This is a genomic window from Pseudomonas sp. RT4P38 (assembly GCF_054897765.1).
This window is the reverse complement of record NZ_CM142703.1, coordinates 187,125-200,623: the sequence shown is the minus strand read 5'-3', so window position 1 is coordinate 200,623 and position 13,499 is coordinate 187,125. Positions and strand designations below refer to the sequence as shown.

At 57.2% G+C, this 13,499-nt stretch carries 13 protein-coding genes; 12 read left to right on the top strand and 1 reads right to left on the bottom strand.

Annotated elements, in window-relative coordinates; translation table 11 throughout:
- Positions 1-117: 117 nt before the first annotated feature.
- The 10 genes from atpE (at position 118) to glmS (ending at position 9,997) form a co-directional block, all read left to right on the top strand.
- The gene (gene atpE / locus ACYZT7_RS00890) at positions 118-375 is read left to right on the top strand and encodes a F0F1 ATP synthase subunit C (protein ID WP_002555987.1); all 258 of its coding nucleotides are present in this window, start codon (positions 118-120) and stop codon (positions 373-375) included.
- A gap of 56 nt (positions 376-431) precedes the next feature.
- Positions 432-902 carry a F0F1 ATP synthase subunit B gene (locus ACYZT7_RS00885; protein ID WP_008027535.1) on the top strand — a complete coding sequence of 157 codons (471 nt, stop codon included), beginning with the start codon at positions 432-434 and terminating at the stop codon, positions 900-902.
- Positions 903-914: 12 nt separating this feature from the next.
- The gene (locus ACYZT7_RS00880; RefSeq protein WP_309675632.1) at positions 915-1,451 is read left to right on the top strand and encodes a F0F1 ATP synthase subunit delta; all 537 of its coding nucleotides are present in this window, start codon (positions 915-917) and stop codon (positions 1,449-1,451) included.
- A 21-nt stretch (positions 1,452-1,472) separates the two neighbouring features.
- Positions 1,473-3,017, top strand: coding sequence for a F0F1 ATP synthase subunit alpha (gene atpA / locus ACYZT7_RS00875; protein ID WP_282379785.1), 1,545 nt, complete (start codon positions 1,473-1,475; stop codon positions 3,015-3,017).
- A gap of 50 nt (positions 3,018-3,067) precedes the next feature.
- Positions 3,068-3,928 carry a F0F1 ATP synthase subunit gamma gene (gene atpG / locus ACYZT7_RS00870; RefSeq protein WP_283182329.1) on the top strand — a complete coding sequence of 287 codons (861 nt, stop codon included), beginning with the start codon at positions 3,068-3,070 and terminating at the stop codon, positions 3,926-3,928.
- Positions 3,929-3,955: 27 nt separating this feature from the next.
- Positions 3,956-5,335, top strand: coding sequence for a F0F1 ATP synthase subunit beta (gene atpD, locus ACYZT7_RS00865; RefSeq protein WP_283182328.1), 1,380 nt, complete (start codon positions 3,956-3,958; stop codon positions 5,333-5,335).
- Positions 5,336-5,380: 45 nt separating this feature from the next.
- Positions 5,381-5,806, top strand: coding sequence for a F0F1 ATP synthase subunit epsilon (locus tag ACYZT7_RS00860; RefSeq protein WP_008155716.1), 426 nt, complete (start codon positions 5,381-5,383; stop codon positions 5,804-5,806).
- Between the two features lie 115 nt (positions 5,807-5,921).
- Positions 5,922-7,289, top strand: a complete 1,368-nt coding sequence (gene glmU / locus ACYZT7_RS00855; protein WP_462039586.1) for a bifunctional UDP-N-acetylglucosamine diphosphorylase/glucosamine-1-phosphate N-acetyltransferase GlmU — start codon at positions 5,922-5,924, stop codon at positions 7,287-7,289.
- Between the two features lie 97 nt (positions 7,290-7,386).
- Positions 7,387-8,163 (top strand): DeoR/GlpR family DNA-binding transcription regulator, encoded by a 777-nt coding sequence (locus ACYZT7_RS00850; RefSeq protein WP_462039585.1) that lies wholly within the window; start codon positions 7,387-7,389, stop codon positions 8,161-8,163.
- Position 8,164: 1 nt separating this feature from the next.
- Positions 8,165-9,997: a glutamine--fructose-6-phosphate transaminase (isomerizing) gene (glmS, locus tag ACYZT7_RS00845; RefSeq protein ID WP_462039584.1), complete on the top strand. Its 1,833-nt coding sequence runs from the start codon at positions 8,165-8,167 to the stop codon at positions 9,995-9,997.
- Between the two features lie 280 nt (positions 9,998-10,277).
- Here the strand turns inward: glmS and ACYZT7_RS00840 are convergent, their stop codons facing one another.
- Complete coding sequence (locus ACYZT7_RS00840) at positions 10,278-11,582, bottom strand: MFS transporter (RefSeq protein WP_462039583.1); 1,305 nt, start codon at positions 11,580-11,582, stop codon at positions 10,278-10,280.
- 212 nt (positions 11,583-11,794) lie between these two features.
- Here ACYZT7_RS00840 and ACYZT7_RS00835 point away from each other — a divergent pair, with 212 nt between their 5' ends.
- Positions 11,795-12,715, top strand: a complete 921-nt coding sequence (locus ACYZT7_RS00835) for a LysR family transcriptional regulator (protein ID WP_462039582.1) — start codon at positions 11,795-11,797, stop codon at positions 12,713-12,715.
- A gap of 113 nt (positions 12,716-12,828) precedes the next feature.
- Positions 12,829-13,455 (top strand): glutathione S-transferase family protein, encoded by a 627-nt coding sequence (locus ACYZT7_RS00830; protein ID WP_462039581.1) that lies wholly within the window; start codon positions 12,829-12,831, stop codon positions 13,453-13,455.
- The last annotated feature ends 44 nt before the right edge of the window (positions 13,456-13,499 follow it).

The window sequence follows — 13,499 nt, the reverse complement described above, 5'->3', positions numbered from 1 at the left end:
TCTGATGTCCCACTCGGTCAAACGGGTGGGTGCCCGAACAGGGCTATGAAACGATTTGTTTTACCGCTTTAAAATCTAAAAAACCTAAACCATACGACGTAAAAGTCGGGAGGAAAGATGGAAACTGTAGTTGGTCTAACCGCTATCGCTGTTGCACTGTTGATCGGCCTGGGCGCACTGGGTACCGCAATTGGTTTCGGCCTGTTGGGTGGCAAGTTCCTGGAAGGCGCAGCGCGTCAGCCAGAGATGGTTCCAATGCTGCAAGTTAAAATGTTCATCGTTGCCGGTCTGCTCGACGCCGTAACCATGATCGGTGTTGGTATCGCTCTGTTCTTCACCTTCGCGAACCCATTCGTTGGTCAACTCGCTGGCTAATCACTCGAACCTTCGAGTAATTGGTGTGATGTGCAACGAACGAGCGAGGTGTTGGCGTGAACATTAATGCAACCCTGATTGGCCAGTCCGTTGCGTTCTTCATTTTTGTACTGTTTTGCATGAAGTTCGTGTGGCCTCCGGTCATCGCGGCTTTGCACGAACGTCAGAAGAAGATCGCGGATGGACTGGACGCTGCCGCCCGAGCAGCTCGCGACCTGGAGTTGGCCCAAGATAAAGCGGGTCAACAACTGCGCGAAGCTAAAGCTCAGGCAGCCGAAATCATTGAGCAAGCCAAGAAACGCGGTAATCAGATCGTTGAAGAGGCTGTTGAAAAAGCCCGTATCGACGCTGACCGTGTGAAGGTTCAGGCTCAGGCCGAGATCGAGCAGGAACTGAACAGTGTCAAAGACGCGCTGCGTGCCCAATTGGGTGCTCTGGCCGTTGGCGGCGCCGAGAAGATCCTGGGTGCCACAATCGATCAAAACGCGCACGCGGAGCTGGTAAACAAACTGGCTGCTGAAATTTAAGCGAGGGCGATCATGGCAGAATTGACCACGTTGGCCCGACCTTACGCTAAGGCAGCCTTCGAGCACGCCCAGGCCCACCAGCAACTGGCCTCTTGGTCAGCCATGCTCGGCCTGGCTGCAGCAGTGTCGCAAGACGACACTATGCAGAGCATGCTCAAGGCCCCGCGACTGACGAGCGCAAACAAGGCCACCACGTTTATTGACGTGTGTGGCGACAAGTTCGATGCCAAGGCACAGAATTTCATTCACGTCGTTGCCGAAAACGACCGTCTCCCGCTTTTGCCGGAGATCGCCGCTCTGTTTGACCTGTACAAGGCCGAACAAGAGAAATCGGTAGACGTGGACGTAACCAGTGCTTTTGCATTGAACCAAGAACAGCAAGACAAACTCGCCAAGGTTCTCAGTGCACGGCTCGGCCGGGAAGTGCGACTGCACGCTGCGGAGGATGCCACCCTTATTGGTGGTGTCATCATCCGCGCCGGCGACCTGGTAATCGATGGCTCGATTCGCGGCAAACTCGCGAACCTTGCCGAAGCATTGAAATCTTGAGTTTGAAGGGGCAGCAGAGCAATGCAGCAACTCAATCCTTCCGAAATAAGTGAAATTATCAAGGGCCGCATCGACAAGCTCGATGTGACCTCCCAAGCCCGTAACGAAGGCACTGTCGTCAGCGTATCTGACGGTATCGTGCGGATTCACGGTCTGGCCGACGTAATGTACGGCGAGATGATCGAGTTTCCGGGCGGCGTCTTCGGTATGGCTCTCAACCTGGAGCAAGACTCTGTAGGTGCCGTTGTATTGGGCTCTTACCAGTCTCTGGCTGAAGGCATGAGCGCCAAGTGCACTGGCCGCATCCTCGAAGTTCCGGTTGGTAAGGAACTGCTGGGTCGCGTAGTCGACGCACTGGGTAACCCAGTTGACGGCAAAGGTCCGCTGAACAACACCGAGACCGATGCGGTCGAGAAAGTTGCTCCAGGCGTGATCTGGCGTAAGTCGGTAGACCAGCCTGTACAGACTGGCTACAAGGCTGTCGATGCCATGATCCCTGTCGGCCGTGGCCAGCGTGAGCTGATCATCGGTGACCGTCAGATCGGTAAAACCGCTCTGGCGATCGACGCGATCATCAACCAGAAAGACAGCGGCATTTTCTGCGTCTACGTAGCTATCGGTCAGAAACAATCGACCATCGCTAACGTGGTTCGCAAGCTGGAAGAAAACGGCGCACTGGCTAACACCATCGTCGTGGCTGCGAGCGCTTCGGAATCTGCAGCACTGCAGTTCCTGGCACCGTACTCCGGTTGCACCATGGGTGAATTCTTCCGCGACCGCGGTGAAGACGCGCTGATCGTTTATGACGATCTGTCCAAGCAAGCAGTGGCTTACCGCCAGATTTCCCTGCTGCTGCGCCGTCCACCAGGCCGTGAAGCTTACCCAGGCGACGTGTTCTATCTCCACTCCCGTCTGCTGGAGCGCGCATCCCGCGTTTCGGAAGAGTACGTAGAGAAGTTCACCAACGGCGCAGTGACCGGCAAAACCGGTTCCCTGACCGCACTGCCGATCATCGAAACCCAGGCTGGCGACGTTTCCGCGTTCGTTCCGACCAACGTGATTTCCATCACCGACGGTCAGATCTTCCTGGAATCGGCCATGTTCAACTCCGGGATCCGTCCTGCTGTGAACGCCGGTGTTTCGGTATCCCGTGTGGGTGGTGCCGCTCAGACCAAGATCATCAAGAAGCTCTCCGGTGGTATCCGTACCGCTCTGGCTCAGTACCGTGAACTGGCGGCATTCGCCCAGTTCGCTTCTGACCTGGACGAAGCGACCCGTAAGCAACTTGAGCATGGTCAGCGCGTTACCGAGCTGATGAAGCAGAAGCAATACGCACCAATGTCGATCGCTGACATGGCGCTGTCGCTGTATGCCGCTGAGCGTGGGTTCCTGACTGACGTTGAAATCGCCAAGATCGGCAGCTTCGAACAAGCGCTGATTGCTTTCTTCAACCGCGATCACGCCGATTTGATGGCGAAGATCAACGTGAAGGGTGACTTCAATGACGAAATCGACGCTGGCCTGAAAGCCGGTATCGAGAAGTTCAAGGCCACCCAAACCTGGTAAGCCGCAGCGGGAGCCGCAAGGCTCCCGCTTGCTAACCTGATAGGTGTTACATGGCAGGCGCAAAAGAGATTCGCAGTAAGATTGCGAGCATCAAAAGCACGCAAAAGATTACCAGCGCCATGGAAAAAGTGGCGGTCAGTAAAATGCGCAAGGCACAAATGCGCATGGCTGCTAGCCGTCCTTACGCGGAGCGCATCCGCCAGGTTATTGGTCATTTGGCCAACGCCAACCCGGAATATCGCCACCCCTTCATGATCGAGCGTGAAATAAAGCGCGTCGGTTATGTCGTAGTGAGCAGTGACCGTGGTCTGTGTGGTGGCTTGAACACCAACCTGTTCAAGGCCCTGGTCAAGGACATGGCGGTAAACCGCGATAACGGCGTCGAGATCGATCTGTGTGTTGTTGGTAGCAAGGGTGCGGCTTTCTTCCGCAACTTCGGCGGTAACGTCGTTGCAGCTATCAGCCACCTGGGTGAAGAGCCGTCGATCAATGATCTGATCGGCAGCGTCAAGGTGATGCTGGATGCCTACCTGGACGGCCGTATTGATCGCCTGTCCGTGGTGTCCAACAAGTTCATCAACACCATGACGCAACAGCCAACTGTGGAGCAGTTGATTCCACTGGAGGCAACCGCGGATCAATCACTCAAGCACCACTGGGACTATCTCTACGAACCGGACGCCAAAGAGCTGCTTGACGGCTTGATGGTCCGTTACGTTGAGTCGCAGGTCTACCAGGCGGTGGTCGAGAACAACGCGGCTGAACAAGCTGCGCGGATGATCGCGATGAAGAACGCTACCGACAACGCCGGTGATTTGATCAGCGATTTGCAGCTGGTCTACAACAAGGCGCGTCAGGCTGCGATCACCCAAGAGATCTCGGAAATCGTCGGCGGCGCTGCCGCGGTTTAACGGTTCAAATATTCAGAGGATCCAGCTATGAGTAGCGGACGTATCGTTCAAATCATCGGCGCCGTTATCGACGTGGAATTTCCACGCGACAGCGTACCGAGCATTTACAACGCGCTGGAAGTACAAAGCGCGGCCGGGACTACTCTCGAAGTTCAGCAACAGCTGGGCGACGGCGTGGTTCGTACCATTGCGATGGGTTCCACCGAAGGCTTGAAGCGCGGTCTGGAAGTCAAAGACTCTGGCGCAGCCATCTCCGTACCGGTCGGTAAAGCGACCCTGGGCCGGATCATGGACGTTCTGGGCAACCCGATCGACGAAGCTGGCCCGATCGACACCGAAGAGCGCTGGGGCATTCACCGTCCTGCGCCAACCTTCGCTGAACAAGCTGGCGGCAACGACCTGCTGGAAACCGGCATCAAGGTTATCGACCTGGTTTGCCCGTTCGCCAAGGGTGGTAAAGTCGGTCTGTTCGGTGGTGCCGGTGTAGGCAAAACCGTAAACATGATGGAACTGATCCGTAACATCGCCATCGAGCACGCCGGTTATTCCGTGTTCGCCGGTGTGGGTGAGCGTACTCGTGAGGGTAACGACTTCTACCACGAGATGAAGGATTCCAACGTTCTGGACAAAGTGGCACTGGTTTACGGTCAGATGAACGAGCCGCCGGGTAACCGTCTGCGCGTAGCACTGACCGGCCTGACCATGGCCGAGAAGTTCCGTGACGAAGGTAACGACGTACTGCTGTTCGTCGACAACATCTATCGTTACACCCTGGCCGGTACTGAAGTATCCGCACTGCTGGGCCGTATGCCTTCCGCAGTAGGTTACCAGCCGACCCTGGCTGAAGAGATGGGTACTCTGCAAGAGCGTATCACTTCGACCAAAAACGGTTCGATCACCTCGATCCAGGCGGTATACGTACCGGCGGATGACTTGACTGACCCGTCGCCAGCGACCACCTTCGCCCACTTGGACGCCACCGTCGTTCTGTCCCGTGACATCGCTTCCCTGGGTATCTACCCAGCGGTCGATCCACTGGACTCGACTTCGCGTCAGCTGGACCCGAACGTGATCGGTCAGGACCACTACGACACCGCTCGCGGCGTACAGTATGTTCTGCAACGTTACAAAGAACTGAAGGACATCATTGCGATCCTGGGTATGGACGAGCTGTCGGAAGCCGACAAGCAGTTGGTAAACCGTGCTCGTAAGATCCAGCGTTTCTTGTCGCAACCGTTCTTCGTGGCTGAAGTCTTCACCGGTGCTTCGGGTAAATACGTTTCCCTGAAAGACACTATTGCTGGCTTCAAAGGCATCCTCAACGGTGACTACGACCACCTGCCAGAACAAGCGTTCTACATGGTCGGCGGCATCGAAGAAGCGATCGAGAAAGCCAAGAAACTGTAATCCCGGCGCCCGGTAACGGGCGCTAATTTAGGTTGAGGCAATCAGATGGCTATGACAGTCCATTGCGATATCGTCAGCGCGGAAGGGGAAATCTTTTCCGGCCTGGTCGAGATGGTGGTTGCGCACGGTGCACTGGGTGATCTTGGTATCGCTCTGGGTCACGCGCCGCTGATCACTAATCTCAAGCCGGGCCCGATCCGCCTGATCAAGCAGGGCGGGGAAGAGGAGGTGTATTACATCTCCGGTGGTTTCCTCGAGGTTCAGCCGAACATGGTCAAGGTGCTTGCCGACACTGTGCAACGTGCCGCCGACCTGGACGAAGCCTCCGCTCAGGAAGCCGTTAAGGCTGCCGAGAAGGCCTTGCATGACCGTGGTGCAGAATTCGATTACGGTTCTGCTGCCGCACGTCTGGCCGAGGCTGCAGCTCAGCTGCGCACCGTCCAGCAGATCCGCAAGAAGTTCGGCCACTAATAGGCCCCACTTGTTGTGCGATTGATTAAAAAGGGTAGCCTCGGCTACCCTTTTTTCTTTTCCGACATTCATAACCTGGTCGCAGCCGCTGACCACCCAGGATTGGTAGCCAGTCATGTCTTTAGAAATCGTTATCCTCGCTGCTGGCCAAGGCACTCGCATGCGTTCGGCGTTGCCGAAAGTCCTGCACCCGATCGCCGGCAACTCGATGCTCGGCCATGTTATCCACAGCGCCCGGCAACTTGATCCACAGCGCATCCACGTCGTGATCGGCCATGGCGCCGATGCCGTGCGCGAGCGTCTGGCGGCGGATGATTTGAATTTCGTCCTGCAGGACAAACAGCTGGGGACCGGTCATGCGGTGGCGCAGGCTGTGCCGTTCATCAAGTCCGACACGGTGCTGATTCTCTACGGTGACGTGCCGCTGATTGAAGTCGACACCCTGCAACGTTTGCTGAAGAAAGTGGCGCCGCAACAACTGGGTTTGCTCACCGTCGAACTGGACGATCCAACCGGCTACGGCCGCATCGTCCGTGACGCGGGTGGAAAGGTCACCGCTATCGTCGAGCAGAAAGACGCCAACGAAGCTGAACGCGCAATCACCGAGGGTAACACCGGCATTCTGGCGCTGCCTTTCGAAGGTCTTGGCGACTGGATGAGCCGCCTCTCCAATAACAATGCCCAGGGCGAGTATTACCTGACCGACGTAATCGCCATGGCGGTCAGCGACGGGATGGTGGTGGCCACCGAGCAACCTCACGATGCCATGGAAGTGCAGGGTGCTAACGACCGCAAGCAGCTTTCCGAGCTTGAGCGTCACTATCAGCTACGCGCCGGTCTTCGTTTAATGGCTCAGGGCGTGACCCTGCGTGACCCAGCACGTTTTGATGTGCGCGGTGAAGTCACCGTCGGCCGCGACGTGCTGATCGACATCAACGTGATCCTCGAAGGCAAGGTCGTTATTGAGGACGACGTGGTTATCGGCCCGAACTGTGTGATCAAGGACAGCACCCTGCGCAAAGGCGTGGTGATCAAGGCCAACAGCCACATCGATGGCGCAATTCTCGGCGAAGGCAGCGATGCCGGTCCGTTCGCTCGTTTGCGCCCAGGCACAGTGCTGGAAGCACGAGCCCATGTGGGTAACTTCGTTGAGTTGAAAAACGCTCATTTGGGCGAGGACGCCAAGGCCGGTCATCTGACTTACCTGGGGGATGCGCAGATTGGTGCGCGTACCAACATCGGGGCTGGCACCATCACCTGTAATTACGACGGCGCCAACAAATGGAAAACCGTGTTGGGCGAAGATGTGTTCATCGGCTCCAACAATTCGTTGGTCGCGCCTGTGGATATCTCTGCGGGTGCAACGACTGCGGCAGGTTCGACCATTACCCAAAATGTGGATAACGCGCAGTTGGCGGTAGGCCGAGCGCGGCAGAAGAACATCGACGGCTGGAAGCGGCCGGTGAAGATCAAAAAGAGCTGAGTTACCCACAGCTCTTTTTATCGCCTTACGCTTGACGAAGTTTCGCCGATAGGTTTTGATTGCTTCCGTTATCTTTCGAATCGAAACTTACCAAGCCATGTCGAAACGTAATACACCTCAACGCCGTCACAATATCCTCGCCTTGCTCAATGAGCAGGGCGAAGTCAGTGTGGATGAGCTGGCCAAGCGCTTCGAAACTTCGGAAGTTACGATCCGCAAGGACCTCGCGGCGCTTGAAAGCAACGGCTTGCTGCTGCGCCGTTATGGCGGAGCGATCACCATGCCTCAAGAACTGGTGGCCGACATTGGCCAGCCGGTGTCCAAATACAAGCAGGCTATCGCCCGCGCCGCCGTTACGCGGATTCGCGAGCATGCGCGGATCATCGTCGATAGCGGCAGCACCACCGCGGCGATGATTCCAGAACTCGGCCAACAACCGGGTCTGGTGGTGATGACCAACTCCCTGCATGTCGCCAACGCCTTGAGCGAGCTCGAGCATGAGCCGGTGCTATTGATGACCGGCGGCACCTGGGACCCGCATTCCGAGTCCTTTCAGGGGCAGGTGGCCGAGCAAGTCCTACGCTCTTACGACTTTGATCAGTTGTTCATTGGTGCCGATGGCATCGACTTGGTTCGCGGCACAACCACCTTCAACGAATTGCTGGGACTGAGCCGGGTCATGGCTGAAGTCGCCCGCGAAGTGGTCGTCATGGTCGAGGCCGACAAGATTGGCCGCAAGATTCCCAACCTGGAGCTGCCCTGGAGCAGCGTCCATACCCTTATTACCGATGATCGCCTGCCGCTTGAGGCACGGGATCAGATACAGGCCCGCGGAATCAACTTGATCCTCGCGGCTGTCAGTCAGGAGAAATAGCATGTGTGGAATTGTTGGCGCAGTTGCAGAACGTAACATCACTGCCATCCTGCTCGAAGGCCTGAAGCGCCTGGAATACCGTGGCTATGACAGTGCGGGTGTGGCGGTTTACACCAATGACGAAAAGCTTGAGCGTCTGCGTCGCCCGGGCAAGGTCAGTGAATTGGAACTGGCGCTGGCCGAAGCACCGCTGGTCGGCCGCCTGGGAATCGCCCACACCCGCTGGGCCACTCACGGTGCGCCGTGCGAGCGCAACGCTCACCCGCATTTCTCCGGTGATCTGGCGGTGGTGCACAACGGCATCATCGAGAATCACGAAGCCCTGCGCGAGCAACTGAAAGCCTTGGGTTACGTGTTCACTTCGGACACCGACACTGAAGTCATTGCTCACCTGTTGAACCACAAACTCAAGGATCTGCGTGATCTGACCGTGGCCCTGAAGGCTACCGTCAAAGAGCTGCACGGTGCTTACGGTTTGGCGGTCATTAGCGCGCAGCAACCGGATCGTCTGGTTGCTGCCCGCAGCGGCAGCCCGCTGGTCATCGGTCTGGGCCTGGGTGAAAACTTCCTGGCTTCCGATCAATTGGCCCTGCGCCAGGTCACTGACCGCTTTATGTACCTGGAAGAAGGCGATATCGCCGAAATTCGCCGCGACAGCGTGCAGATCTGGGACGTGAGCGGCCAAGTTGTCAAACGCGAATCCGTGCAGTACCGCGATGGCGCCGAAGCCGCTGACAAAGGCGAATTCCGCCACTTCATGCTCAAGGAAATTCACGAGCAACCGGCTGTGGTGCAGCGCACCCTGGAAGGTCGCCTGAGTCCGAACGGCGTGCTGGTGCAAGCGTTCGGTCCACAGGCTGCCGAGTTGTTCGCCAAAGTGCGCAACGTGCAGATCGTCGCGTGTGGCACCAGTTACCACGCCGGCATGGTTGCCCGTTACTGGCTCGAAGAACTGGCCGGCATCCCGTGCCAGGTCGAAGTCGCCAGCGAATTCCGCTACCGCAAGGTGGTGGTGCAACCCGACACCCTGTTCGTGACCATCTCCCAGTCCGGCGAAACCGCTGACACCCTGGCTGCCCTGCGCAACGCCAAGGAACTGGGTTTCCTCGCCAGCCTGGCGATCTGTAACGTCGGCATCAGCTCACTGGTGCGTGAGTCCGACCTGACACTGCTGACCCAGGCCGGTCGTGAAATTGGCGTGGCCTCGACCAAAGCCTTCACTACTCAATTGGTTGGCCTGTTGCTGCTGACCTTGTCCCTGGGCCAGGTTCGCGGCACGTTGGCCAAAGGTGTCGAAGCCACGTTGGTTGAAGAACTGCGTCGCCTGCCGACCCGCCTAGGCGAAGCCCTGGCCATGGACAGCACCGTGGAGAAAATCGCCGAGCTGTTCGCCGAGAAAAACCACACCTTGTTCCTCGGTCGTGGTGCGCAATTCCCGGTAGCGATGGAAGGGGCTCTCAAGCTCAAGGAAATCTCCTACATCCACGCCGAAGCCTATCCGGCCGGCGAGCTGAAACACGGCCCGTTGGCGCTTGTGGATAACGACATGCCAGTGGTCACCGTGGCACCGAACAACGAGTTGCTGGAGAAGTTGAAATCCAACCTCCAGGAAGTCCGCGCCCGTGGTGGTCAGTTGATCGTCTTTGCAGACGAGCAGGCCGGCATGACCAATGGTGAAGGCACTCACGTTGTACAAATGCCACACATACACAACACCCTGTCGCCGATCCTCTACACCATTCCGCTGCAGTTGCTCTCGTATTACGTGGCCGTCCTGAAGGGCACCGACGTTGACCAACCGCGTAACCTGGCGAAGTCGGTGACGGTGGAATAAGCGATTTACGCAGGAGCACGACAAGTGCTCCTGCGTAGTTGTTCCAGTACCTCTTCTGCCGTAGTTTCCGGCTGAGATTGGGCAACAAGCGGCACAACGAGTTGTTGAAGAAGTTGAAGCCAAATCTCCCGAAAGTCCGAGTCCGTGGCGGTCAGTAGGTCGCCTTCTCAGACGAACATCCGGCATGAGCAACGGTGAGTCACGTTTGTTGCCCACATGCCGCATATCCCCGGCATTGTGAAAGGCAACTCCGTTTGTAAGAGGCGTACGGTGAGGCACGTCAGTGCGCAAACGCTTCAGGGTATTTGTCCAGGTAGGCATCATTGAGCTGCGTATCCGGGGAACGCATGAAAGTTTTGAAATCGGGTACCAGAAAAACCAGCAGAGACAACAGCAGCACCATGACGCCCAACAGCGTGATTGTCAGTGCGACCCCCAGAGAGGCGATCAGGGTGTTCATCGCAAAACTGCCCAAGGGGCTGGCCGCCGCAGACAGAAATGAAACCGTGGCAAAAATCCGGTTGCGATGGAGCTTGGGCGTCGCCAGCAACCTCACTGCGGAGGTGGGAATGTTGATCAACATCAGGCCTACGCCGCCGCAGAAAAAGGCCGCGGGTACGATGAGCGACGATGAAACGGTGCCGACCACCACTAGGTTACACCCCAGTAATGCAAAACCTGCGGACACACACATGTCACGGGGGACCCGGTCGGATAACCAGCCGATGATCTTGTAACTGCCCGCCAGAATGCCAAGTCCGAAGCACGAATCCAGAAGACCGATATAAGTGACCGGGTACTGGATGACGTCCTTTACGTACAGTGGGATCAGGATGGTGAAGAACGGAAACAGGGCAAAGTTGATCAGCATTGCAATGATGGCCAGGTAAAATTCGACTTTCACTCCGTAAACCACTTTGAAACCGGAATAAATCATGCTGAAGCCGCTGGCTCCTAGGGCTTTTTCGTCTTGGCCTGTGGCACCAATGTGGCTCGGGATGGTCGCGATCAACGCCCCGGCGATGAGAATCGCGAAAAAATCGACAGCAAAGGCGAGCGTGATACCGAACCCGTAAATCAACCCGCTGGCCAGTACCGGCCCCAGCAGAATAGAAAAGGACGACATCACGCTTTTGGTCCGAAAGGCCAGGGAGACTTTATCGTCGTCTGCAAATAAAGGAATGATCGATGCCTGGAGAGGGTCGCGCACGCCGACGATCGCACTGCTGATCATCATCAGCGCGCTCACCGTCCAGGGGTTGAACGACCCCGTGGCGGACAACACCACCATCAATAGCGCTGTCAGCAGGCTGAGCCATGAGGCCAGCTTGATGATCAGGATTTTGTTGTACTTGTCCCCCAGCCATCCAAGCAGGGGTTTGGCTAACACCTCCGCCGCGATGGAACAGGCAATCATGTTGGCGAAGTAGAGCGCAGAGCCTGTTTCCTGCAAGGCCCACCAGGCCACCGCCAGTTGATTGCACCGTCCACCCAGAACCATCAGCAAAAAGCTGAATTGCACTTTCAGCAAACGCCGGTCAATGCCGGGAAAGCCCCACGTAATGCCTGAAAAATTTGCACTCATTGACGTACCTTTGATTCAGATAGGGCTATTGCGCAAGCAGGGGCGTTCAAGAAACGACCAAACAACTTAATGTTCGATGTCCGTACCACATGTTTTTCAGGTACGCATGCATGTCCATGACCTAAGCGTAATCTCTCGCTTTGGAATCAGGGTCAACATACAAGGAGCTGCCGCAGGCTGCGATCTTCTGGTTTTTCAATGAGGACACACATATGGACCGATTCCAGGAAATGCAGGTTTTCGCCGCGGTCGCCCAAGACCAAGGCTTCTCGGCGGCGGCGCGGCGTTTGGGCCTGTCGGCAGCCAGTGTCACTCGCGCAGTGGCGGCGTTGGAGAAACGCATCGGCACGTTGCTGCTGACACGCACCACCCGCAGTGTGCATTTGAGCGAGGCGGGTCAGCGTTACCTGGAAGACTGTCGGAGGATTCTCGCCGAGGTGCAGGAAGCCGAGGATTCGGCGGCGGGCAGTCACGCTCAACCGCGTGGGCAGCTGACAATCACAGCGCCGGTGTTGTTCGGTGAATTGTTTGTCACGTCGGTGATGGTGGATTATCTGACGCAATTTCCTGAAGTTTGCATCAATGGGGTGCTGGTCGACCGAGTGGTCAGCATGGTCGAGGAGGGCATCGATGTCGCCGTACGGATCGGTGAGCTACCCGACAGTAATCAGCATGCGATTCGCGTGGGTGAGGTTCGACGGGTGATTTGCGGCTCGCCGGAGTTCCTGACGGCCCACGGTCGACCTCGACATCCTCATGATCTGGCTCAAGCGCCGGTTATTGCGACGTCCTCTATCGGTCAGTTGAGAACCTGGCCATTCCTTGAAGGGGGAGAACCACTGAGTGTTCGACCGGATCCGCGCATGGTGGTGACGGCGAATCAAGCGGCCATTACGGCGGCATGCCTGGGTTTGGGGCTGACCCGGGTTTTGTCTTATCAGGTAGCGAGCAAAGTCGCGTCTGGTGAGTTGGAAATCGTTCTGGCTGACTTCGAACTGCCGCCATTGCCTATCCATGTGGTCTATCAGGGTGGGCGCAAGGCCCCGGTGCGGATCCGCAGTTTTGTGGACTTCGCGGTGAGCGCGCTGCGTGAACACCCGTCCTTGCAGGGAGAGGGTTATTTCGCTGGATGAAATAATGGATTGCGTTTGCTGGTTATTCTGTTGTTTGGGTTGCGGGTGGAAGATGGCTCCCCATCGGTACTGATCTCTCTCTTCAACAGCGCCACCACCCAACGGAGTCAACCATGCAAGCCATCAAGCTCTACAACTTCCCACGTTCCGGCCACGCTCACCGTGTAGAGCTGATGCTGTCTCTGCTGCAACTGCCGACCGAGCTGATCTTTGTCGACCTGGCCAAGGGCGCGCACAAACATCCGGATTTCCTGGCGCTCAATGCTTTTGGTCAGGTGCCGGTCATTGATGATCAAGGCGTGATACTGGCCGATTCCAACGCGATCCTGGTTTATCTGGCGCAAAAGTATGGCGACGGCCGCTGGCTGCCAACCGATCCGGTCGGGGCAGCCAAGGTTCAGCGTTGGTTGTCGATTGCCGCTGGGCCGATTGCCTTTGGCCCCGCCAGAGCCAGGCTGATCACGGTGTTTGGTGCGCCTTACAACGCTGAAGAGGTGATCGCTTATTCCCACACCGTGCTCAAAGTGATCGATCAGGAACTGGCGGCAACGCCGTATCTGGCTGGCGCCGAGCCAACCATTGCCGACGTTTCGGCCTACAGCTACATCGCACATGCGCCAGAAGGCAATGTGTCGCTGGAAGACTACGCCAACATTCGGGCCTGGCTGGCGCGGGTCGAAGCCTTGCCTGGGTTTGTCGGCATGCCGCGCACCGTCGTCGGTCTGCAAAAAACTGCCTGATGCCTGCGGCCCGACACTGTCGGGTCGTTCACACTGCGCCGATG

What these genes read in the sequence shown, in the direction of transcription:
- atpE (WP_002555987.1), top strand. Translation starts at nt 118, where the DNA reads ATGGAAACTGTAGTTGGTCTAACCGCTATCGCTGTTGCACTGTTGATC.
- ACYZT7_RS00880 (WP_309675632.1), top strand. Translation starts at nt 915, where the DNA reads ATGGCAGAATTGACCACGTTGGCCCGACCTTACGCTAAGGCAGCCTTC.
- atpA (WP_282379785.1), top strand. Translation starts at nt 1,473, where the DNA reads ATGCAGCAACTCAATCCTTCCGAAATAAGTGAAATTATCAAGGGCCGC.
- atpG (WP_283182329.1), top strand. Translation starts at nt 3,068, where the DNA reads ATGGCAGGCGCAAAAGAGATTCGCAGTAAGATTGCGAGCATCAAAAGC.
- atpD (WP_283182328.1), top strand. Translation starts at nt 3,956, where the DNA reads ATGAGTAGCGGACGTATCGTTCAAATCATCGGCGCCGTTATCGACGTG.
- ACYZT7_RS00860 (WP_008155716.1), top strand. Translation starts at nt 5,381, where the DNA reads ATGGCTATGACAGTCCATTGCGATATCGTCAGCGCGGAAGGGGAAATC.
- glmU (WP_462039586.1), top strand. Translation starts at nt 5,922, where the DNA reads ATGTCTTTAGAAATCGTTATCCTCGCTGCTGGCCAAGGCACTCGCATG.
- ACYZT7_RS00850 (WP_462039585.1), top strand. Translation starts at nt 7,387, where the DNA reads ATGTCGAAACGTAATACACCTCAACGCCGTCACAATATCCTCGCCTTG.
- glmS (WP_462039584.1), top strand. Translation starts at nt 8,165, where the DNA reads ATGTGTGGAATTGTTGGCGCAGTTGCAGAACGTAACATCACTGCCATC.
- ACYZT7_RS00840 (WP_462039583.1), bottom strand. Translation starts at nt 11,582, where the DNA reads ATGAGTGCAAATTTTTCAGGCATTACGTGGGGCTTTCCCGGCATTGAC.
- ACYZT7_RS00835 (WP_462039582.1), top strand. Translation starts at nt 11,795, where the DNA reads ATGGACCGATTCCAGGAAATGCAGGTTTTCGCCGCGGTCGCCCAAGAC.
- ACYZT7_RS00830 (WP_462039581.1), top strand. Translation starts at nt 12,829, where the DNA reads ATGCAAGCCATCAAGCTCTACAACTTCCCACGTTCCGGCCACGCTCAC.